Source organism: Streptomyces sp. NPDC127038 (genome assembly GCF_042725875.1).
GTDB lineage: Bacteria > Actinomycetota > Actinomycetes > Streptomycetales > Streptomycetaceae > Streptomyces.
Genome location: NZ_JBHXDQ010000005.1, coordinates 127,325 through 146,659 on the forward strand (window position 1 = coordinate 127,325; position 19,335 = coordinate 146,659).

Here is a 19,335-nt window from a genome sequence, read left to right on the forward strand (position 1 = left end):
GGGAGGCCCTCTCGGATGCGACCCGGGCGGGGGACGGCGGGTCAGCGGGTGAGCGCGGGGGCCGGGGTGGCCGCGGGCGTGTTCCGGGCGGCCAGGGCGATGTTCCGGGCCATGCCGCCGAACACCACGGCGTGGAAGGGCGAGACGCTCCACCAGTACAGATGCCCGAGCAGCCCGTGCGGGTGGAACAGGGCGCGCTGCCGATAGCGCGTCCGCCCGCCGTCCGTCACGTCGGCGTACATCTCCAGCCACGCGAGCCCCGGCAGTCTCATCTCGGCCCGCAGCCGCAGCAGCCGCCCCGGCTCGATCTCCTCCACCCGCCAGAAGTCGAGCGAGTCCCCGACCCGCAGCCGGTTGGCGTCCCGGCGTCCCCGGCGCAGCCCCACCCCGCCCACCAGCCGGTCCATCCAGCCGCGCACCGCCCAGGCGAGCGGGAAGGAGTACCAGCCGTTGTCGCCGCCGATGCCCTCGATCACCCGCCACAGGCTCCCGGTCGACGCCTCCACCGTCAGCTCCCGCTCGTCCGTGTAGAGGCTGCCGCCCGCCCAGTCCGGGTCCGTGGGCAGGGGGTCACTGGCCGTCCCGGGATACGACGCCGACGACCACCGGGTGGTCACCTGGGCGTCGCGGACCCGCTGGAGCGCCAGGGCGACGGCCGCGTCGAAGCCGATGGGCCGGCCCGGGGGATCGGGGACGTACCGGGCGATGTCGTGCTCCCGGCACACGACCTCGTGGCGCAGCGACTCGGTCAGCGGGCGCGCGATCGACGCGGGCACCGGGGTGACGAGTCCGACCCAGTGGCTGGACAGCCGGGGAGTGAGGACCGGCACCGGGAAGATGAGCCTGCGCGGCAGCCCGGCGACGACGGCGTAGCGCCGCATCATCTCCAGGTACGTGAGGACGTCCGGGCCCCCGATGTCGAAGGCGCGGTTGACCTCGGGGGGCATCCCGGCGCTGCCGACCAGGGTGCGCAGCACATCGCGTACGCCCATCGGCTGGATCCGGGTGTGCACCCAGCTCGGCGTCACCATCACCGGCAGCCGCTCGGTGAGATAGCGCAGCATCTCGAACGAGGCCGAGCCCGAGCCGATGATCACCGCGGCCCGCAGCACGGTGGTCGGGACGCCCGAGGCCAGCAGGATGCGGCCCACCTCGGCCCGGGACCTCAGGTGCGGCGAGAGCTCCTGTTCGGGCACGCCCGCCGGGGTGAGACCGCCGAGATAGACGATGCGCCGCACGCCCGCCGCGCGGGCCTGCTCGCCGAAGATCCGCGCGGCCCGGCGGTCCGTGGCCTCGAAGTCGTGGCCCGTACCGAGGGCGTGCACGAGGTAGTAGGCGACCTCGCACCCGCGCAGCGCCTCGGCGACCGAGCCGGCGTCCGTGACATCGCCGCGCACCACCTCCGCCTCGCCCGCCCAGGGGTAGTCGCGCAGCTTGTCGGGCGAGCGGGCGAGACAGCGCACCCGGTACCCCTCGGCCAGGAGTTCGGGGACCAGCCGTCCGCCGATGTAGCCGGTGGCACCGGTGACCAGACACCTCGGGCCGGTGCGGGTCTCCTCGTCGCTCATGGGTCCTCCCTCGGTCGCCGCCTCGCCCCGTGGGGCCGCCGCCCCTCCCTGATCCCTTCCACCCGGGTACCGTCCGCGGATGCGCCGGACGGGGCCGCCGCCGGGTGCCGGACGCCCGAACGGGGGAGGTGCCGGGACTTCTATAGGCTGATCACGTGGCCAGACGAGACGACCGTGACGACCGGACGGGTGATCCGCACCCCGACGCGGGCCGGGAACGGCAACGGCCCGCCGGGCAGGAACGGGAACGGTCGGCCGGGCGGGAACGGCTCGGGGAGCGGGAGCGGGAACAGACCCCGGCGGAGGAACCCGAACGGCCTCCGGCGCCGGAACCGACGCGGCCCGTGGTGACGGATCTGCACGCCTTCGCGGTGGCGCTGCGCCGGATGAACGGCGAGATCAACCGCCTGGTCCACGCCTTCGCCGCCGACCACGGTCTGCACGCCACCGACGTGCTGGCGCTCGCGGCGATCCTCGACGCGCCCGAGCCGCTCACACCGGGCCGGCTGCGCGAGCACCTCGGGCTCACCTCGGGCGCGGTCACCGCCTGCCTGGACCGGCTCGAACGCGCGGGCCACGTCCGGCGGGTCCGCGAGAGCCCCGACCGCAGGGTCGTCCACCTCCACTACGTGCCCGACGCGAAGTCGGCCGCGCGCACCCACTTCCGGCCGCTGGCCGACGTCACGGCGAGCGTGCGCTCCGGTTTCAGCGAGGACGAGCTGTCGGTGGTCCTGCGGTTCCTGGCGGCCATGAACGAACAGCTCTCGGCCGTACGGTCGCCCGGGCGCTGACGCCGTCCGCCGCCGGGTGCATCCGGACGGCCGCCGGGTCCGGAAGTCCGGGCATGGTCTACGATCTGGCCGCGAGATATCTCAATGATTGAGATTGTCATTCATTGAGACACCTGTCCGTGACACCTGGAGAGCGATGTCCCTCACCCCGCGACGAGCCCTGTGGCTGATCCCCGTCCTCCTGCTCGTCGCCTGGCTCGGCATCGGAGGCACCCTCGGCCCCTACGCCGGCCGCCTCGGCGAGGTCTCCACCAACGACCAGGCCGCCTTCCTCCCGCGCAGCGCCGAGTCCACCGAGGTGGTGGCCAGGCAGAAGGCCTTCCAGCAGGCCGGGACGCTGCCCGCGATCGTCGTGTGGACCGCGGACGGGGGCGCTTCGACGAACGCCGCCGCCCGGTCCGCCGCGACCCGCGCGCTCGCCTCCCTCGCCGGCACCCCCGGCGTTGTCGGCCGGCCCTCACCCGCGCTGCCGTCGCGGGACGGCAAGGCGCTGGAGGGCGTCGTCCAGCTCAGGCCCGACCTCGGCAAGCAGCTTCCCGACACGGTCGGCCGCGTCCGTACCGCCGCCGGAGCCGTCCCCGGGACGACCGTGTGGATCGCCGGACCCGCGGCGAGCCAGGCCGACCTCGGCGGCGCCTTCGCCGGGATCGACGGGCTGCTCCTCGGGGTGGCCCTGGCGACCGTCCTGGTGATCCTGCTGCTGGTCTACCGCAGTGTGCTGCTGCCCTTCCTCATCATCCTCGGTTCGGTCTTCGCGCTCGGTCTGGCCTGCGCCGTCGTCTACGTCCTCGCCGACCACGGCGTCGTACGCGTCGACGGCCAGGTGCAGGGCATCCTGTCGATCCTCGTGATCGGCGCCGCGACCGACTACGCCCTCCTGATGAGCGCCCGGTTCCGCGAGGAACTCGCCCTGAGCGCCGACCGGTTCACGGCCGTGCGGGCGGCACTGCGGCAGTCCTGGGGCGCGATCGTGGCGAGCGCGGGAACCGTCGCCCTCGGACTGCTGGCCCTTCTGCTCAGCGACCTGACGAACAACCGCTCCCTCGGCCCCGTGGGCGCCATCGGCGTGGCCTGCGCCGCGCTGAGCGCGCTGACCTTCCTGCCGGCCGTCCTGGTGCTCCTCGGCCGCGCCGCCTACTGGCCCGCCAGGCCCCGTCCCGCCGACGCGGCCAGCACCGGCGGCGGCATCTGGAACCGGGTCGCGGAGCTGGTCGACCGCGCCCCGCGCAAGGTCTGGGCGATGGCCCTGGCCGGGCTCCTGGCCTGCGCGGCCTTCGCTCCCACCCTGACCGCGAAGGGCATCCCGCTCGCCGAGACCTTCGTCAACGACGCGCCGTCGGTCGCCGCGCAGGCGACCCTGGGACGCCACTTCCCCGGCGGCTCGGGCAACCCCGCCGTGATCATCGCGAACGCGGACCGCGTCGACCGGGTCACCGCCGCGGCGCGCGCCACGGACGGTGTCGCGTCGGCCGCCGCCGTGACGGCGTCCGGGCGGCCCGGCGGCGGAGCGCCCCGGATCGTCGACGGCCGGGTCAGGGTCGACGTCACCCTGCGGTCCGCCGCGGACAGCGACGCGGCCAAGGCGACGGTCGCGCGCCTGCGCACGGCGGTGCACGCCGTACCGGGCGCCGGCGCGCTCGTCGGCGGCTACGCGGCCCAGCAGTACGACACCCGGCAGACCGCCGAACACGACCGGACGCTGATCGTGCCGGTCGTCCTCGCCATCATCCTGGTGATACTGACCGTCCTGCTCCGCTCGCTGCTCATGCCGGTGCTGCTGGTGGCCACGGTGGCACTCAACTTCCTCGCCACGCTGGGCATCTCCTCGCTGGTGTTCCGGCACGGGTTCGGCTTCACGGGCACCGACGCGTCCGTGCCGCTGTACGGCTTCGTGTTCCTGGTGGCCCTGGGGGTGGACTACAACATCTTCCTGATGTCCCGGGTCCGCGAGGAGTCGCTGCGGCACGGGGTGCGCCAGGGCGTCCTGCGCGGACTCGTCGCCACCGGAGGGGTGATCACGTCGGCGGGTGTGGTGCTGGCCGCGACCTTCGCCGCCCTCGCGGTGATCCCGCTGGCCTTCCTGGTGCAGATCGCCTTCATCGTCGCCTTCGGCGTCCTGCTCGACACCTTGGTGGTCCGCTCGCTGCTGGTGCCCGCGCTCGTCCGTGACATCGGCCGCCGGGCCTGGTGGCCGGGGGCGCTCAGCCGCGAGTCCGGCGCCGGTCCCGAGCCGACGCCCGCGCCCGGGACCCGGGGGGACGAGCGCGTCGAGGTCTGAGAGACCGTCCGCCGATGTCCGCGAAGGCCGGCGCCGGGGTCAGTCCTCGTCGCCGGCCGGTACCACCACGAGGAAGGCGTCCGAGGTCAGGTCCATCACGACCGTCGCCTTCAGTCCCTCGTTCCGGCGCCGGGCCGCGTACTCCTCCGCGGTCCAGGATCCACGCGGAGCCCCGGCGGGAAATCGTTCCAGCACCTTTGTGCCCATGGCGGCCCACACCTCCAGCTCGGACGGCGGACCCGGAGCGCCGAGTCCCGTGGAGTGCGCTTGCCCGGCATCCGCCGGTTCACGCGTACGAGGGGAACGGCAACTCCCGCGCGCGGACGGCTCGTTCGCCCGGAAGGCATAGGCGGGGCAAAGCCTGGGACGGGCTGTTGATCTCCGCCGTCGCGAATCCGACACTGTGGTGCCCGCACGTCCATACCGGGACGCGCGCGAACGGGGGGCTGAGAGGACATGAACGCATCCATACCCGGCACCGTGGAAGTCGCGGTGCGCCACATCCTGAGCGACAGGACGACCGGGTTCCTGACCAGGACCCGGAGGATCACCTGGAAGGACGGTCTGTACCGGGTGCGCCGGCCCGCGTCCGGCAAGCAGAGCGTGGAACTGATCTGCCCGGTGTGCGAGGCCTCCCTGCTGGCCGAGGTCCGCACCGAGGCCCGTACCCGCCGGACCAGCGCCGTCCTGCTGGTCCTGGCCGCCCTGAGCGTCGTCGTGTTCGTCGCGGCGTTCGGCTACGCCGTCCACGAGGGCGGCCGCACCCTGCCCGAGGGCCAGTCGCTGCCGACGCTGTTCCCCATCAGCGTCGTCTCGGTCTTCGTCACGTTCGTCGCCGCCCCGGTGCTGCTCCTGCGGGGCCGCCGCTACAACGGCGTCACCATGCTGGACGCGCCCAAACCGCGTCGGCGGCACGGGATCATCCCGGTTCGCGGCTGAACTCCGGGAACGACGGCGAGCGCACCGGGCGTGAGCGGTTCACGTCCGGTGCGGCGCGGCCCGGGGCGGGGGGTGCGTTGTGGTCCGGTGCGGCGAGGGGCGGTGCCGGCCGGGCGGGTTTCCGCGGGGCACGCGTCCACGACCCGGTCCGGGATGCGAGACCGGGCCGCCGTTCCTTGACTGCCCGCGCGCCGGGCTGCGACGATCTCCGCATGACGATGCGACTGGACCTCACGCGGCGACGCCACGTCGACCTCGCGCGTGTCTGCAGCGCCTTCTGTCGCCGCGAAGTCTGACGACCCCGATCCCCGGGTCTCCTTCGCGCGGTCCGTCCGCCCACAGCGGCTCGTCGCCCCTGTGGTCCGCCACGTGACCCGTACCCCCGCCCCTCGCTCCGGCGCCCGAATCCGGCCTGATCACGGCTGAGTTCCCGGATCCGGCGCGTCCCGGCAGCCGTCGTCCGGCCCGCCGTGCCGCGCCCGGAGCCGTCGGGCGCGTCGAACCGCCGCACAGGGAACGGGAGTCCGTCGGGACTCAGGCCCCCTTCCAGCAGGCCGCGCGCGAGGAGTGCGAGCCTGGCCCGTCGTCGCCGTGGTCCGGCCACGCCCGGCAGCCCGCCCCACCGGAACGCCGGTCACGCCCGCTCGTCCGCGAGCCCGCGCACGGCACGCACGCGGAAACCGTCCACCGGAATCCGTATCACGGAACCGGAACCCGTTTCACGAAAGAGGACCCATGGCCATCGTCCTGTCCGTCTCCGGCAGCCCCTCGGTCTCCTCCCGCACCGCCAGACTGGTGCGCCACCTCGACGCCCGGCTGACCGCCCAGGGCCACGAGGTGATCCCCCTCGACGTCCGCACCATCCCCGCGGAGGCGTTGCTCGGCGCCGACTTCCAGCATCCCGCCATCGTCGAGGCGGCCGAACTGTTCGCCCGCGCCGACGGCGTGGTCATCGGCACCCCCGTCTACAAGGCCGCCTACTCGGGCGTCCTCAAGGCCCTGCTCGACCTGCTCCCGCAGTACGCCCTGGCCGGGAAGACCGTGCTGCCGCTGGTCACCGGGGGCAGCAACGCCCATGTGCTCGCCCTGGACTACGCGTTGCGCCCGGTCCTCAACTCCATGGGCGCGGCCCATATAGTCCAGGGCTGGTTCACCCTCGACAAGGACATCGTCACGGGCCAGGACGGAAGCGTCACCGTGGCCCCGGGCTCCGCCGAGGCCCTGGCCCAGGTGGTGGACCAGTTCTCGGCCGCCCTCGGCCGCACCCGTCTGCTCGCCGCCACGGCCTGACGCGGACGACCGCCGACGTCTCCTCCCACGATCGGAGAACTCCGCCGTGCCCCTGACCTTCCACTGGTTCCTGCCCACCAACGGAGACAGCCGTCATGTCGTCGGCGGCGGCCACGGCAGTCCCGCCACCGCCTCCGGGCGGGACCGGCCGCCGACCGTCGCCTATCTGAGCCAGATCGCCCGCGCCGCGGAGGATCTGGGATTCCTGGGCGCCCTCACCCCCACCGGTGCCTGGTGCGAGGACGCGTGGCTGACGACCGCGATGGTCAGCCAGCGCACGGAGCGGCTGAAGTTCCTCGTGGCCTTCCGGCCCGGCTTCGTGTCGCCCACCCTCGCCGCGCAGATGGCCTCCACCTTCCAGCGCCAGACGGGCGGACGGCTGCTGCTCAACGTGGTGACCGGCGGGGAGAGCCACGAGCAGCGCGCCTACGGCGACTTCCTCGACAAGGACGCCCGGTATCGCCGTACCGGCGAATTCCTGCGGATCGTACGGGAGTTGTGGGACGGGAAGACCGTCGATCTGAGCGGTGAGCACCTGAGGGTCGAGGACGCCCGGCTCACCCGGGTCCCCGACCCGGTCCCGGAGGTCTACTTCGGCGGCTCCTCACCCGTCGCCGGCGAGGTCGCGGCCCGTCACGCCGACGTCTACCTCACCTGGGGCGAACCGCCCGCCCAGGTCGCCGAGAAGATCGCCTGGATCCGCGGACTGGCCGCCGGGCAGGGGCGGACGCTGCGCTTCGGCATCCGGCTCCACGTCATCACCCGCGACACCTCCGAGCAGGCCTGGGCCGAGGCCCACCGGCTCCTCGACGGCTTCGACCCGGCCACCGTACGGTCCGTGCAGGAGGGGCTCGCCCGCAGCGAGTCGCAGGGGCAGCGGCGGATGCTCGCGCTGCACGGCGGCAGCCGGGACCGACTGGAGATCCACCCCAATCTGTGGGCCGGCATCGGTCTGGTGCGCGGCGGAGCGGGCACCGCCCTGGTCGGCAGCCACGACGAGGTCGTCGGGCGGATCGAGGAGTACCACGCCCTCGGCATCGACGAGTTCGTGCTCTCCGGCTACCCGCACCTGGAGGAGGCCTACTGGTTCGGCGAGGGCGTCCTGCCCCGCCTCGCCGCGCGCGGCCTGTGGCGGCACCCGTTCGCGGCGCCGGCAGCGCCCGCCGTCCAGGTGCCCTTCACCGGCTGACCGCGGAGGCGGGGCCGGGCGAACCCAGCGACCCCAGGTGCGCGGCGCGCACCTGGGGTGTCTGCCCCTGCACCAGCAGGAACATCCCCTCGCGCGCGAGCCGTTGGGCCGGGCTGCGCAGATCCATCGCCCGCCCGCCACCGGCCACGACCGCCGCCGTGGTGGCCGCCCGCATCACGTCGTACGCCCGCGTCTTGCACACCAGCCGCTCCTCGACGCGCTCGGTCGGCACCGGGTGGTCGGCGAGTTCGTACGCCTGCCGTCGCACCTCGTCGAGACGTGCCCGCAGCGTCTGTGCCGTGTCCCTGGCCGAGGGATCGTCCTCCAGCAGGCCGATCGCCGCCGCCGTGATCCCGAAGACGGCGGGCGAGGCGTTGGTGTTCTTCGGCCGGTCGGTGACCGCCCAGGTCTCGTACGGGGCGCGGAGCACCACCGCCTCCTCGGGCAGCCAGAACCCGTCCAGCTCCAGGGAGACCGTCCGGGAGGCGGTCAGCGCGGCCAGCCGCATCGGCGGGGACGGGCGCAGCCCCGGCTGCTCGCGTGCCTCCGTGAACGCGAACAGGACCTCGTCGCGGTCCGTCACCCCGGCCAGCAGCATGACGTCGTTCAGCCCCCAGCCGGTGTACCAGGGGACCCTCCCGTCGAAGCGCCGGCCGCCCCGCTCCCGGGTGACCCGCACCGGGACGCGCGGATGGGCGCGCAACTGGGCGTAGGCGACACCGGACAGCAGCTCCCCGCGCGCGAGCGGTCCCAGCAGCCGGTCCCGTACCGGCAGCCCGCTCCTCGCCAGCATCGTGACGGGGGTGTGGTGCTGGGTCTGCACGAACCAGGTCGAGCAGCACGCCCCGGCCAGGATCTCCGCGGTCTCGCGGACCACCGCGGCCGGCGCCGCCGAACCGCCGTCCGCGACCGGGGCCGTGATGCCGAGCAGCCCCGACCGCTTGACCGCCTCGATGCTGCTCACGGGCACGCCGTCCCGGTCGACGTCCTCCGCCCGGGGCGCCAGCACCCGGGCCGCGAGGTCCCGGGCGGCGGTGAGGAGCGGATGCGGTGGGACGGTCATGGAGGGAATCTCCCGTCGTCGTCGTGGTGTGTGTCGATCCGGCGCTCTCCCGTTCGTGTAGTCAGGGAGAACCCGAGAGGGACCAGCGAGGAGGACACGTCATGAAGTACTACCTGCTGAGCGTGATGCAGCCGCAGGGCGAACCGCCCGCGCCCGAGGTCCTGGAAGAGATCATGCACAATCTGGAGGTGTTCCACACGGAGCTGCGCGAGGCCGGCGCCTGGGTGTTCGCCGGCGGACTCCACGGTCCCGACACCGCCACTGTGCTGCGGGCCGAGGACGGCGAGGTCCTGGTCACCGACGGGCCGTACGCGGAGAGCAAGGAGTATCTCGGCGGGATCTGCCTGATCAAGGCGCCCGATCTCGACGCGGCGCTGACGTGGGGGCGCAAGGCGACCCTGGCGACGACGCTCCCGATCGAGGTGCGCCCGTTCATGCACGAGTCCGAGGACTGATGGCCGTCGGCGCCGGGGACGTCGAGGCGGTCTTCCGCGCCGAGTACGGCCGTGCCGTCGCCGTCCTGATCCGCTTCCTCGGCGACATCGACCTCGCCGAGGAAGCGGTCCAGGACGCCTTCACCACGGCCGTGGCCAAGTGGCCGGGGAGCGGCATCCCGCCGAGCCCGGCCGGCTGGATCATCACGACCGCCCGCAACCGCGCCGTCGACCGGCTCCGCCGTGAGTCCACCCGTGCGGCCCGGCACGCCGAGGCGGCCCGGCTGAACGCCCCCGACGACCCCGTGGAGGAGGGCCCCGTGCGCGACGACCGGCTCCGTCTGATCTTCACCTGCTGCCACCCCGCGCTCGCCCCGCAGGCCCGGGTCGCCCTCACCCTGCGGCTCCTGGGCGGTCTGACCACCGCGCAGATCGCGCGGGCCTTCCTCGTCCCCGAATCCACCATGGCCCAGCGGATCGTCCGCGCCAAGGCCAAGATCCGCGACGCGGGCATCCCCTACCGCGTGCCGCGCGACGCGGACCTGCCGGACCGGGTCAGGGGCGTCCTGGCCGTCGTCTACCTGGTCTTCAACGAGGGCTACGGCGGCCGCGAGGACCTCTGCGCCGAGGCGCTGAGACTCGGACGCCTCCTCGTCGAGCTCATGCCCGACGAACCCGAGGCGCTCGGCCTGCTCGCGCTGATGCTGCTCGTCGAGGCCCGCCGTCCGGCCCGTACGACGGCGGACGGCGATCTGGTCCTCCTCGCCGAGCAGGACCGGACCCTGTGGGACCGGGACCTGATCACCGAGGGCCAGGCGCTCGTACGGCGGTGTCTGCGCCGCGACCGGCCGGGGCCCTACCAGATCCAGGCCGCGGTGAACGCGGTGCACAGTGACGCGCCGACGGCCGCCGCCACCGACTGGGGCCAGATCCTGCGGCTGTACGACCAGCTCATGGAGCTCGCCCCGAGTCCCGTCGTCGCCCTCAACCGGGCCGTCGCCGTGGCCGAGACCCAGGGGGCGCGAAGGGCCCTCGCCCTCGTGGACGAGCTGGACCTCGGCGGCTACCACGCCTTCCACGCTGTACGGGCGGAGCTGCTGCGCAGGCTCGGGCGCGAGGCCGAGGCGCTGCGGGCGTACGACGCCGCCATCGCCCTCACGGCGAGCGCCCCGGAGCGCGCCCGTCTCGAACGGAGCCGGGCGGCCCTGCCGGAGGCCCGGCCCCACCCCTGACCCCACCACGGACCGGTGACCCCACCACGGACCGGCCCGGCGGAGCGTGGCCGGACGGCGGTCCTGACCCGGAGGGCGTTCCGAGGGCACGATGGACTCATGACGAAGCCATCCGCGCGTCCGGTCCCTCGTACGTCCTCCGTCTCGGCGCTGTCGCTGTGGTCCCAGGACTCCGTGCTGTCGATCGGCTCGGTCGGGTCGGTGCTGTCCATCGGGTCCGTCGGCTCCGTCCTCTCCGTCGGTTCGATCGGAAGCGCCCTCTCGGTCGGTTCGATCGGATCCGCGCTGTCCCTGATCTCGACGGGCTCGTGGCTGAGCACGGGCTCGCTGTTCTCCGCCCAGTCACGGTGGTCGGTGCTTTCCTGGCGTTCCTCCGGCGGTCTCCTGGCCGCCGGAGCGGAGGTCTCGCGCTGCGCGTCGCCGTGGTTGCGGGCACGGTGATAGGGGGGTCCCCGCGGACGGTTGGGCCGAACGGCCCCCGCCGGGGACCTGCGGCCCCTGCCGCGCCCCACCGTTCCGGCGCGAGGCTGGAGTCCAGAGAGCGGAACGGAACGGATCGCTGACCCCGGAGGTGGACACCATGCGTCGCACTGTCACCGTTGGCCTCGACGGTTCTCCCGAGAGTCTCGCCGCCGCCGAGTGGGCCGCCCGCGAGGCGCGGCTGCGCGCCCTGCCGGTCAGGCTCGTCAACGTCTGGGAACCGGCCCCGCAGCCCATGGCCCAGGCGCCGCTCCTCGGAGCCGAGACCCACCAGCACTGGAGCGAACGGGTCCCGCGCGAGGCCGCCGAAGGTCTGCGGGCCCGCCACCCGGGAGTCGACGTCACCACCGAGCAGATCACGGGCCGGCCCGCGGAGGCCCTGGTGAAGGCCGCGGACGAGGCCGAGATGCTGGTCCTCGGCACGCGCGGGCTCAGCGGCGCGGGCGGATTCATGGTCGGCTCGGTCGGCCTGTCCGTGGCGGCGCGCGCCGAGCGGCCCGTGGTGTACGTACGCGCCGGTGAACAGGCCGCGGACGAGCACCTGCCGGATCCGGCGGGCATCCCGTCCGCCGCGGCCCCCTTCCGCCCCGTCGTGCTCGGACTCGACACCAGCCGCCCCGACGACACGCTGATCGGCTTCGCCTTCGAGGCGGCCCTCCTGCGCGCCACGGCGCTGCGGGTGGTCCACTCCTGGAACGAGCCGCCCTACATCGCGTACGGACTGCCCCCGGACCTGAAGATGACCGCCCGGCTGGCCGCCGAGGACGCCTCCTCCATGACCGTGGCCCTTCGGGCCTGGCGCGAGAAGTACCCGTCCGTCGAGATCGTCGAGGACTCGCTCTCGGGCAAGCCGGCCAACCACCTGGTGGACGCCTCCCGGGAGGCCTCCCTCGTGGTCGTGGGCCGCAGGATCCGGCGCTCCGCGCTCGGTGCCCACATCGGGCCCGTCGGGCACGCCGTCCTCCATCACGCCACCGCCCCCGTCGCCGTCGTCCCGCACCAGTGATCAGCCCCCTCCGCCCCCGGTGCTGACCGCGCCCGATCGCGCAAGGAGAGACATCCGATGAAAGCAGCAGTCGTACGAGCGTTCGGTGAGCCGCTGGTCATCGAGGAGCGCCCGGACCCCGAGCCGGGACCCGGCCAGGTCCGCATCCGGCTGGAGGCCTCCGGGCTCTGCCACACCGACATCCACGCGGCCCACGGCGACTGGCCGGTCAAGCCGAGCCCGCCGTTCGTCCCCGGACACGAGGGTGTCGGCCTGGTCGAGGCACTGGGCGACGGCGTCACCCATCTGGAGGTGGGGCAGCGGGTCGCCGTGCCCTGGCTCGGCAAGGCCTGCGGACGCTGCGAGCACTGCCTCTCCGGCTGGGAGACCCTGTGCGAGCAGCAGGTCAACACGGGCTACGGCTGCGACGGCGGCTACGCCGAGAAGATGCTCGCCTGGGCCGACTTCGCCCAGCCCGTGCCCGAGGGCGTCCCGCCGCTCGACGCGGCACCCCTGACCTGCGCCGGCGTGACCACGTACAAGGCGCTGAAGGTCGCCGACGTGCGGCCCAGCCAGCTCGTCGCGATCTCCGGGGTCGGCGGACTCGGCCACCTCGCCCTCCAGTACGCGAAGATCGCCGGCGCGACCGTGGCCGCGATCGACGTCACCGACGAGAAGCTCGAACTCGCCGCGGAACTCGGCGCCGACATCGTGATCGACGCCCGCAAGGAGGACCCGGGCGAGGTCCTGCGCGGCCACGGAGGGGCGCACGCCGCGATCGCGCTCGCGGTCAACGAGGAGGCGTTCTCCGCCGTGTACACCGGGCTGCGGCGCGGCGGGAAGCTCGTCATGGTCGCCATGCCGGCGCACGGCACGATCCAGGTCCCGATCTTCGAGACCGTGCTGAACGGCACCTCGGTGATCGGCTCCATCGTCGGCACCCGGCAGGACCTGGCCGAGGTGTTCGAGCTGCACGCGGCGGGCCGGACCAGGGTGATCCGGGAGTCCCGGCCGCTGGAGGCGGTCAACGAGTCCATCGACGAGGTCCTGCACGGCCGCGTCCAGGCCCGGATCGTCTTCGACTTCGCCGACGGGAGCTGACCGCCGTGGACCTGCCCCTCGTCGTGGGCGTCGACGGGTCCGAGCCCGCCATGCGCGCGGCGGACTGGGCCGGCGACGAGGCCGCCCCGCGCGTCGGGATGCAGCTCGGCCGGGTCGCCCACGCGGCACTGCACCACGCGGCCTGTCCCGTCGCCGTCGTGCCCCAGCGAGGGTGAACGGTTCAGAGGCCCGCCGCGTGGTCCGGGACGTACGTCTGGAGATCGCGCGGCGGACGGACGTACCCCGTGGACGGCGGCCGCTCGGGCAGCTCCAGAACCGGTGGCGGCACCTCGTGGTAGGGCACCGTCGACAGCAGATGGGCGATCATGTTCAGCCGGGCGCGCCGCTTGTCGTCGCTCTCCACCACGAACCACGGCGCCTCGGCGATGTCCGTGTGCACCAGCATCTCGTCCTTCGCCCGGGAGTACGCCTCCCACCGGGTGATCGACTCCAGGTCCATCGGGGACAGCTTCCAGCGCCGCGTGGGGTCCTTCAGCCGGCGCCGGAACCGCTTCTGCTGCTCGGCGTCGCTCACCGAGAACCAGTACTTGCGCAGCAGCACCCCCGCCTCCACCAGCATCCGCTCGAAGATCGGGCACTGCCGCAGGAACAGCTGGTGCTCCTCCTTCGTGCAGAAGCCCATGACGTGCTCGACCCCGGCGCGGTTGTACCAGCTCCGGTCGAACAGCACGATCTCCCCGGCGGCCGGCAGATGCTCCACGTACCGCTGGAAGTACCACTGGGTGCGCTCGCGCTCGGTCGGCCTGGGCAGCGCCGCGATCCGCGCGATGCGCGGGTTCAGATGCTCCGCCACCCGCTTGATCGTGCCGCCCTTGCCCGCCGCGTCCCGGCCCTCGAAGACCACCACCACGCGGGCCCCCTCGGTCCGCACCCACTCCTGGAGCTTCACCAGCTCCGTCTGGAGCCGCAGCAGCTCCCGCTCGTACGCCGCGAGCGGCACCTTCGCCGTCTTCCCGTCGGCCACGCCGCCTCCTTCGCACACCGGCGCCTCCCGTGAGGCGCCGCGATGACCCGCCTCGCCGACCGGCCCCCGACCACCTACGGAGTCACGATGCCCAAGGCCGAACACCAGGACAGCACCGTACTGACCGACGACGAACTGCGCACGCTGGACGCCCACTGGCGGGCCGCCAACTACCTTGCCGTGGGCCAGATCTACCTGATGGCCAACCCGCTGCTCACCCGGCCCCTGACCCCCGCGCACATCAAGCCCCGGCTGCTCGGCCACTGGGGCACCTCACCCGGCCTCAACCTCGTGTACACCCACCTCAACCGCGTGATCAGGGCGCGCGGGCTCGACGCGCTGTGCGTGTGGGGCCCCGGGCACGGCGGCCCGGCCGTGCTGGCGAACTCCTGGCTGGAGGGCACGTACAGCCGGACCTATCCCACCGTGTCCCGCGACGCCGAGGGCATGGAGAAGCTGTTCCGGCAGTTCTCCTTCCCCGGCGGGGTGCCCAGCCACGTCGCCCCCGAGACACCCGGCTCCATCCACGAGGGCGGTGAGCTCGGGTACGCGCTGTCCCACGCGTACGGCGCGGCCTTCGACAACCCGGACCTGCTGGTCGCCTGCGTCGTCGGCGACGGCGAGGCGGAGACCGGACCCCTCGCCGCGTCCTGGCACTCCAACAAGTTCCTCGACCCGGTCCACGACGGCGCCGTCCTGCCGGTCCTGCACCTCAACGGCTACAAGATCGCCAACCCGACCGTGCTGTCCCGGCTCCCGGAGGCCGAACTCGACGACCTGCTGCGGGGATACGGCCACGAACCGATCCACGTGACCGGCGACGACCCTCTCCAGGTGCACCGCGCCATGGCCGCCGCCCTCGACCGCGCACTGGACCGCATCGCGCTCCTCCAGCGCGCGGCCCGCGAGGACGGCGTCACCGAGCGCGCCCCCTGGCCGATGATCGTGCTGCGCACCCCCAAGGGCTGGACCGGCCCGGCCGAGGTCGACGGCCTGCCCGTCGAGGGCACCTGGCGCGCCCACCAGGTCCCCCTCGCCCAGGTCCGCGAGAACCCCGAGCACCTGCGGCAGTTGGAGACCTGGCTGCGCTCCTACCGGCCCGAGGAACTCTTCGACGCCGAGGGACGGCCCACGGCCGACGTACTGGCCTGTGTCCCCGAGGGCTCCCGGCGCCTCGGCGCCACCCCCCACGCCAACGGCGGCCTCCTGCTGCGCGACCTGCCCCTCCCGCCCCTGGAGCGCTACGCCGTCCCCGTCGACAAGCCCGGAGCGACCCTGCACGAGCCGACCCGGGTACTCGGCGACCTGCTCGAACACGTCATGCGCGCCACCGCACAGCGCCGCGACTTCCGGCTCGTCGGCCCCGACGAGACGGCCTCCAACCGCCTGGACGCCGTCTTCGCCGCCAGCGGCAAGGCCTGGCAGGACCGGACCCTGCCCGCCGACGAACACCTCGACCGGCACGGCCGCGTCATGGAGATCCTGTCCGAACACACCTGCCAGGGCTGGCTGGAGGGCTACACCCTGACCGGGCGGCACGGACTGTTCTCCTGCTACGAGGCGTTCGTGCACATCGTCGACTCCATGGTCAACCAGCACATCAAGTGGCTGAAGACATCGCGGGAGTTGTCCTGGCGCGCGCCGATCGCCTCCCTCAACTACCTGCTCACCTCGCACGTCTGGCGCCAGGACCACAACGGCTTCTCGCACCAGGACCCCGGCTTCGTCGACCACGTCCTCAACAAGAGCCCCGAGGTCGTGCGCGTCTACCTCCCGCCGGACGCCAACACCCTGCTGTCCGTGGCCGATCACGTCCTGCGCAGCCGCGACTACGTCAACGTCGTCGTCGCCGGCAAACAGCCCTGCTTCGACTGGCTGTCCATGGACCAGGCCCGCGCCCACTGCGCCCGCGGCGCCGGCATCTGGGACTGGGCCGGAACCGCCGACGCCGGCCGGGAACCCGACGTCGTCCTCGCCTGCGCGGGCGACGTCCCCACCCAGGAGATCCTGGCCGCCGCCGACCTGCTGCGCCGCCATCTGCCCGAACTCGCCGTCCGGGTCGTCAACGTCGTCGACATGACCCGGCTGCTCCCGCGCGAGGAACACCCGCACGGGATGAGCGACTTCGAGTACGACGGACTGTTCACCACCGACAAGCCGGTGATCTTCGCCTACCACGGCTACCCCTGGCTCATCCACCGCCTCGCCTACCGCCGCACCGGCCACCGCAACCTCCACGTACGCGGCTACAAGGAGATGGGCACCACCACGACCCCCTTCGACATGGTCGTCCGCAACGACATGGACCGCTACCGCCTCGTCATGGACGTCATCGACCGGGTCCCCGGCCTCGGCGTCCGCGCCGCCGCCCTGCGCCAGAAGATGGACGACGTCCGCTCCCGCCACCACGTCTGGATCCGCGAACACGGCACCGACCTGCCCGAGGTCGCCGACTGGACCTGGACCGGCTGACGGCCCGCACGCCCGCAGCGGGCACACCGCCGGCACGGCCCGCACGGGCCGGCGGTGTGCCCGCCGACCGGGGCCGCCGCCCCGCGCGTGCCGCGAGGACGGCGGCCCACCCGTACCCGAGGATGGGGGAATGGACGACCTCACCTGGGACTACGAGGGCTACCACCCGGCGCAGGAACGCCTGCGCGAATCGCTGTGCACCCTCGGCAACGGGTACTTCGCCACCCGCGGCGCGGCCCCCGAGTGCGCCGCCGACTCCGTCCACTACCCCGGCACGTACGCGGCCGGCTGCTACAACCGCCTCACCTCACAGGTGGCCGGACAGCAGGTCGAGAACGAGGACATGGTCAACCTGCCCAACTGGCTGCCGCTGCGCGTCCGGACCGCCACCGGGACCTGGCTCACCCCCGACTCCCACCGGCTCCTCGACCACCGGCTCCGCCTCGACCTCGTCGCGGGCACCCTGGAACGCACCACGCGCTACGAGGACGAGGAGGGCCGGCGCCTCGCCGTGCGGCAGCTGCGGCTGGTCCACATGGCCGATCCCCACCTCGCCCTGCTCCGTACGGAACTGACCGCCGAGGGCTGGTCCGGGACCGTCGAGATCGAGTCGGCCCTCGACGGCACGGTCACCAACAGCGGCGTCGAGCGCTACCGCGCCCTGGCCTCCCACCATCTGCGGGACGTCCGGACCGGCACCGGGGAACCGGACACCGTCTGGCTGAGCTGCCGCACCACCGCCTCGGAGATCGGCGTCGGACTGGCCGCCAGGACCGTCACCGACGCGCCCGCCGTGACCAGCGACGCGCACAGCCCGGGACGCGCCGCCCAGGTGCTCCGGATCGCCCTCACCGACGGCCGGACCGTGACCGTGGACAAGACGGTGGCCCTGCACACCTCCCGCGACGCGGCGATCAAGGACCCGCTGAACGCGGCCGTCGAGCGGGCCGGCGGCGCCCCGGACTTCGAGACGCTCCTCGACACCCACCGCACGGCGTGGCAGCAGCTGTGGCGCAACGCCGAGATGGACGTCCGCAACACCGTCGGCCCGATCCTGCGCCTGCACCTCTTCCACGTGCTCCAGACCCTCTCCCCGCACACCGCCGAGCTCGACGTCGGCGTCCCCGCGCGCGGACTGCACGGCGAGGCCTACCGGGGGCACGTGTTCTGGGACGAACTCTTCGTGCTGCCCTATCTGAACCTCCACTTCCCCGAGGTCTCCCGCTCGCTGCTCACCTACCGCCACCGCCGCCTGGAGCGGGCCCTGCGGGCGGCCCGGGACAGCGGACGCACCGGTGCGATGTATCCCTGGCAGAGCGGCAGCGACGGCCGCGAGGAGACCCAGGAACTGCACCTGAACCCCCGGTCGGGGCGCTGGCTCCCGGACCACTCACGGCTTCAGCACCACGTCGGATCGGCGATCGCGTACAACGTGTGGCAGTACTGCGAGGCGACCGGCGACACCGAGTTCCTGCACACCAAGGGCATCGAGATGCTCGTGCAGATCGCCCGCTTCTGGGCCGGCTCCGCCGAGCACGACGACGCGCTCGGACGCTACCGGATCCGCGGGGTCGTCGGACCCGACGAGTACCACGACGCCTACCCCGACGCGGACCGGCCCGGGCTCGACGACAACGCGTACACCAACGTCACCGCCGCCTGGACGCTCGCCCGCACCCTCGACGTGCTGGGCGAGCTCCCCGAACTGCTGCGCCGCGACCTCGTCGAGCGGACCGGTCTCGACCCCGCCGAACTCGACCTCTGGCACGAGCTGTCGAACCGCCTGTACGTGCCCTTCCACGACGGTGTCATCAGCCAGTTCGAGGGTTACGGGGACCTCGCGGAACTCGACTGGGAGGGCTACCGCGAGCGGTACGGGGACATCAGACGGCTCGACCGGATCCTGGAGGCCGAGGGCGACAGCGTCAACCGCTACCAGGCCTCGAAGCAGGCGGACGTGCTGATGCTCGGCTACCTCTTCTCGCCCGCCGAGCTCGGCGCCCAGTTCCGCAGGCTCGGACACGAGGTCGACGACGCCCAGTGGCGGCGCACCGTCGACCACTACCTGCGGCGCACGAGCCACGGTTCGACGCTGAGCAGCCTGGTGCACGGCTGGGTGCTGGGCCGGGCCCGGCGCGCCGACGCCTGGACGTACATCCACGAGGCGCTGCGGGGCGACATCGCGGACGTCCAGGGCGGCACCACGGGGGAGGGCATCCACCTGGGCGCGATGGCGGGCACCCTCGACCTCGTCCAGCGCGGACTGACCGGTCTGGAGACCCGTGGCGCAGCGCTGCGCTTCGACCCGGTCCCGCCACCCGAGCTGTCCGAGTACGGCTTCGCGATCCGCTACCGGGGGCATCGCGGTGTCCAGCTGCGCCTGAGCGCCGGCAGGCTCAACGTGAGCGTGCCGTCCTCGGACGAGCCGCCCATCGACATCTCCCTGGCGGACCGCACCGTCACGGTGGCGCCGGGCGAGTCCTGCACCCTGACCCTGCCGGACCACGCGCCCTGACGGGCGAGGCGCG

General features: G+C 73.3%; 17 protein-coding genes. 13 read left to right on the plus strand and 4 right to left on the minus strand.

Annotated elements, in window-relative coordinates; genetic code table 11:
- Positions 1 to 41: 41 nt before the first annotated feature.
- Complete coding sequence (locus ACFWI4_RS05795) at positions 42 to 1,568, minus strand: SDR family oxidoreductase (protein ID WP_387191375.1); 1,527 nt, start codon at positions 1,566 to 1,568, stop codon at positions 42 to 44.
- A 344-nt stretch (positions 1,569 to 1,912) separates the two neighbouring features.
- Between ACFWI4_RS05795 and ACFWI4_RS05800 the strand changes: the two genes are divergently transcribed.
- Both ACFWI4_RS05800 and ACFWI4_RS05805 read left to right on the plus strand, forming a co-directional pair.
- Entirely contained in the window at positions 1,913 to 2,359 is a 447-nt protein-coding gene (locus ACFWI4_RS05800) for a MarR family winged helix-turn-helix transcriptional regulator (RefSeq protein WP_387191538.1), read from the plus strand.
- A 136-nt stretch (positions 2,360 to 2,495) separates the two neighbouring features.
- The gene (locus tag ACFWI4_RS05805; protein ID WP_387191377.1) at positions 2,496 to 4,637 is read left to right on the plus strand and encodes an MMPL family transporter; all 2,142 of its coding nucleotides are present in this window, start codon (positions 2,496 to 2,498) and stop codon (positions 4,635 to 4,637) included.
- Between the two features lie 39 nt (positions 4,638 to 4,676).
- Here the strand turns inward: ACFWI4_RS05805 and ACFWI4_RS05810 are convergent, their stop codons facing one another.
- Positions 4,677 to 4,844, minus strand: coding sequence for a hypothetical protein (locus ACFWI4_RS05810; protein ID WP_387191379.1), 168 nt, complete (start codon positions 4,842 to 4,844; stop codon positions 4,677 to 4,679).
- Between the two features lie 249 nt (positions 4,845 to 5,093).
- Between ACFWI4_RS05810 and ACFWI4_RS05815 the strand changes: the two genes are divergently transcribed.
- The 3 genes from ACFWI4_RS05815 to ACFWI4_RS05825 all read left to right on the plus strand — a co-directional run bounded on the left by ACFWI4_RS05815 (position 5,094) and on the right by ACFWI4_RS05825 (position 8,055).
- Complete coding sequence (locus ACFWI4_RS05815; RefSeq protein WP_385396594.1) at positions 5,094 to 5,576, plus strand: hypothetical protein; 483 nt, start codon at positions 5,094 to 5,096, stop codon at positions 5,574 to 5,576.
- Positions 5,577 to 6,311: 735 nt separating this feature from the next.
- Positions 6,312 to 6,866, plus strand: coding sequence for an NADPH-dependent FMN reductase (ssuE, locus tag ACFWI4_RS05820; RefSeq protein ID WP_387191381.1), 555 nt, complete (start codon positions 6,312 to 6,314; stop codon positions 6,864 to 6,866).
- Between the two features lie 46 nt (positions 6,867 to 6,912).
- A complete protein-coding gene (locus ACFWI4_RS05825; RefSeq protein ID WP_387191384.1) occupies positions 6,913 to 8,055 on the plus strand; it encodes an LLM class flavin-dependent oxidoreductase in 1,143 nt (380 codons plus the stop codon).
- On the opposite strand, the gene ACFWI4_RS05830 is transcribed toward ACFWI4_RS05825, so the two are convergent.
- On the minus strand, positions 8,045 to 9,118 hold the full coding sequence (locus ACFWI4_RS05830) for an acyl-CoA dehydrogenase family protein (RefSeq protein ID WP_387191386.1): 1,074 nt from the start codon (positions 9,116 to 9,118) through the stop codon (positions 8,045 to 8,047). The genes ACFWI4_RS05825 and ACFWI4_RS05830 overlap by 11 nt on opposite strands.
- A gap of 101 nt (positions 9,119 to 9,219) precedes the next feature.
- Between ACFWI4_RS05830 and ACFWI4_RS05835 the strand changes: the two genes are divergently transcribed.
- The 6 genes from ACFWI4_RS05835 to ACFWI4_RS05860 all read left to right on the plus strand — a co-directional run bounded on the left by ACFWI4_RS05835 (position 9,220) and on the right by ACFWI4_RS05860 (position 13,526).
- Positions 9,220 to 9,573 carry a YciI family protein gene (locus ACFWI4_RS05835; RefSeq protein ID WP_387191388.1) on the plus strand — a complete coding sequence of 118 codons (354 nt, stop codon included), beginning with the start codon at positions 9,220 to 9,222 and terminating at the stop codon, positions 9,571 to 9,573.
- On the plus strand, positions 9,573 to 10,784 hold the full coding sequence (locus ACFWI4_RS05840; RefSeq protein WP_387191390.1) for an RNA polymerase sigma factor: 1,212 nt from the start codon (positions 9,573 to 9,575) through the stop codon (positions 10,782 to 10,784). The genes ACFWI4_RS05835 and ACFWI4_RS05840 overlap by 1 nt, the downstream gene beginning before the upstream one ends.
- Before the next feature lie 99 nt (positions 10,785 to 10,883).
- Positions 10,884 to 11,225 (plus strand): hypothetical protein, encoded by a 342-nt coding sequence (locus ACFWI4_RS05845; RefSeq protein WP_387191392.1) that lies wholly within the window; start codon positions 10,884 to 10,886, stop codon positions 11,223 to 11,225.
- A gap of 139 nt (positions 11,226 to 11,364) precedes the next feature.
- Positions 11,365 to 12,270, plus strand: a complete 906-nt coding sequence (locus ACFWI4_RS05850) for a universal stress protein (protein WP_387191394.1) — start codon at positions 11,365 to 11,367, stop codon at positions 12,268 to 12,270.
- A 57-nt stretch (positions 12,271 to 12,327) separates the two neighbouring features.
- Positions 12,328 to 13,350: a zinc-dependent alcohol dehydrogenase gene (locus ACFWI4_RS05855; protein WP_385396610.1), complete on the plus strand. Its 1,023-nt coding sequence runs from the start codon at positions 12,328 to 12,330 to the stop codon at positions 13,348 to 13,350.
- A 5-nt stretch (positions 13,351 to 13,355) separates the two neighbouring features.
- Entirely contained in the window at positions 13,356 to 13,526 is a 171-nt protein-coding gene (locus ACFWI4_RS05860; protein WP_387191397.1) for a hypothetical protein, read from the plus strand.
- A gap of 5 nt (positions 13,527 to 13,531) precedes the next feature.
- Here the strand turns inward: ACFWI4_RS05860 and ppk2 are convergent, their stop codons facing one another.
- On the minus strand, positions 13,532 to 14,335 hold the full coding sequence (ppk2, locus tag ACFWI4_RS05865) for a polyphosphate kinase 2 (RefSeq protein ID WP_385396614.1): 804 nt from the start codon (positions 14,333 to 14,335) through the stop codon (positions 13,532 to 13,534).
- Positions 14,336 to 14,422: 87 nt separating this feature from the next.
- On the opposite strand from ppk2, the gene ACFWI4_RS05870 reads away from it, so the two are divergent.
- Positions 14,423 to 16,807 (plus strand): phosphoketolase, encoded by a 2,385-nt coding sequence (locus ACFWI4_RS05870; RefSeq protein ID WP_387191540.1) that lies wholly within the window; start codon positions 14,423 to 14,425, stop codon positions 16,805 to 16,807.
- A 130-nt stretch (positions 16,808 to 16,937) separates the two neighbouring features.
- Positions 16,938 to 19,322, plus strand: coding sequence for a glycoside hydrolase family 65 protein (locus ACFWI4_RS05875; protein ID WP_387191399.1), 2,385 nt, complete (start codon positions 16,938 to 16,940; stop codon positions 19,320 to 19,322).
- Positions 19,323 to 19,335: the final 13 nt, after the last annotated feature.

Bases quoted from the DNA above. Each gene is read 5' to 3' on its own strand.
- ACFWI4_RS05855 (WP_385396610.1), top strand. From the start codon at position 12,328: ATGAAAGCAGCAGTCGTACGAGCGTTCGGTGAGCCGCTGGTCATCGAG.
- ACFWI4_RS05830 (WP_387191386.1), bottom strand. From the start codon at position 9,118: ATGACCGTCCCACCGCATCCGCTCCTCACCGCCGCCCGGGACCTCGCG.
- ssuE (WP_387191381.1), top strand. From the start codon at position 6,312: ATGGCCATCGTCCTGTCCGTCTCCGGCAGCCCCTCGGTCTCCTCCCGC.
- ACFWI4_RS05810 (WP_387191379.1), bottom strand. From the start codon at position 4,844: ATGGGCACAAAGGTGCTGGAACGATTTCCCGCCGGGGCTCCGCGTGGA.
- ACFWI4_RS05875 (WP_387191399.1), top strand. From the start codon at position 16,938: ATGGACGACCTCACCTGGGACTACGAGGGCTACCACCCGGCGCAGGAA.
- ACFWI4_RS05815 (WP_385396594.1), top strand. From the start codon at position 5,094: ATGAACGCATCCATACCCGGCACCGTGGAAGTCGCGGTGCGCCACATC.
- ACFWI4_RS05840 (WP_387191390.1), top strand. From the start codon at position 9,573: ATGGCCGTCGGCGCCGGGGACGTCGAGGCGGTCTTCCGCGCCGAGTAC.
- ACFWI4_RS05850 (WP_387191394.1), top strand. From the start codon at position 11,365: ATGCGTCGCACTGTCACCGTTGGCCTCGACGGTTCTCCCGAGAGTCTC.
- ACFWI4_RS05845 (WP_387191392.1), top strand. From the start codon at position 10,884: ATGACGAAGCCATCCGCGCGTCCGGTCCCTCGTACGTCCTCCGTCTCG.
- ACFWI4_RS05805 (WP_387191377.1), top strand. From the start codon at position 2,496: ATGTCCCTCACCCCGCGACGAGCCCTGTGGCTGATCCCCGTCCTCCTG.
- ACFWI4_RS05835 (WP_387191388.1), top strand. From the start codon at position 9,220: ATGAAGTACTACCTGCTGAGCGTGATGCAGCCGCAGGGCGAACCGCCC.
- ACFWI4_RS05795 (WP_387191375.1), bottom strand. From the start codon at position 1,568: ATGAGCGACGAGGAGACCCGCACCGGCCCGAGGTGTCTGGTCACCGGT.
- ACFWI4_RS05870 (WP_387191540.1), top strand. From the start codon at position 14,423: ATGCCCAAGGCCGAACACCAGGACAGCACCGTACTGACCGACGACGAA.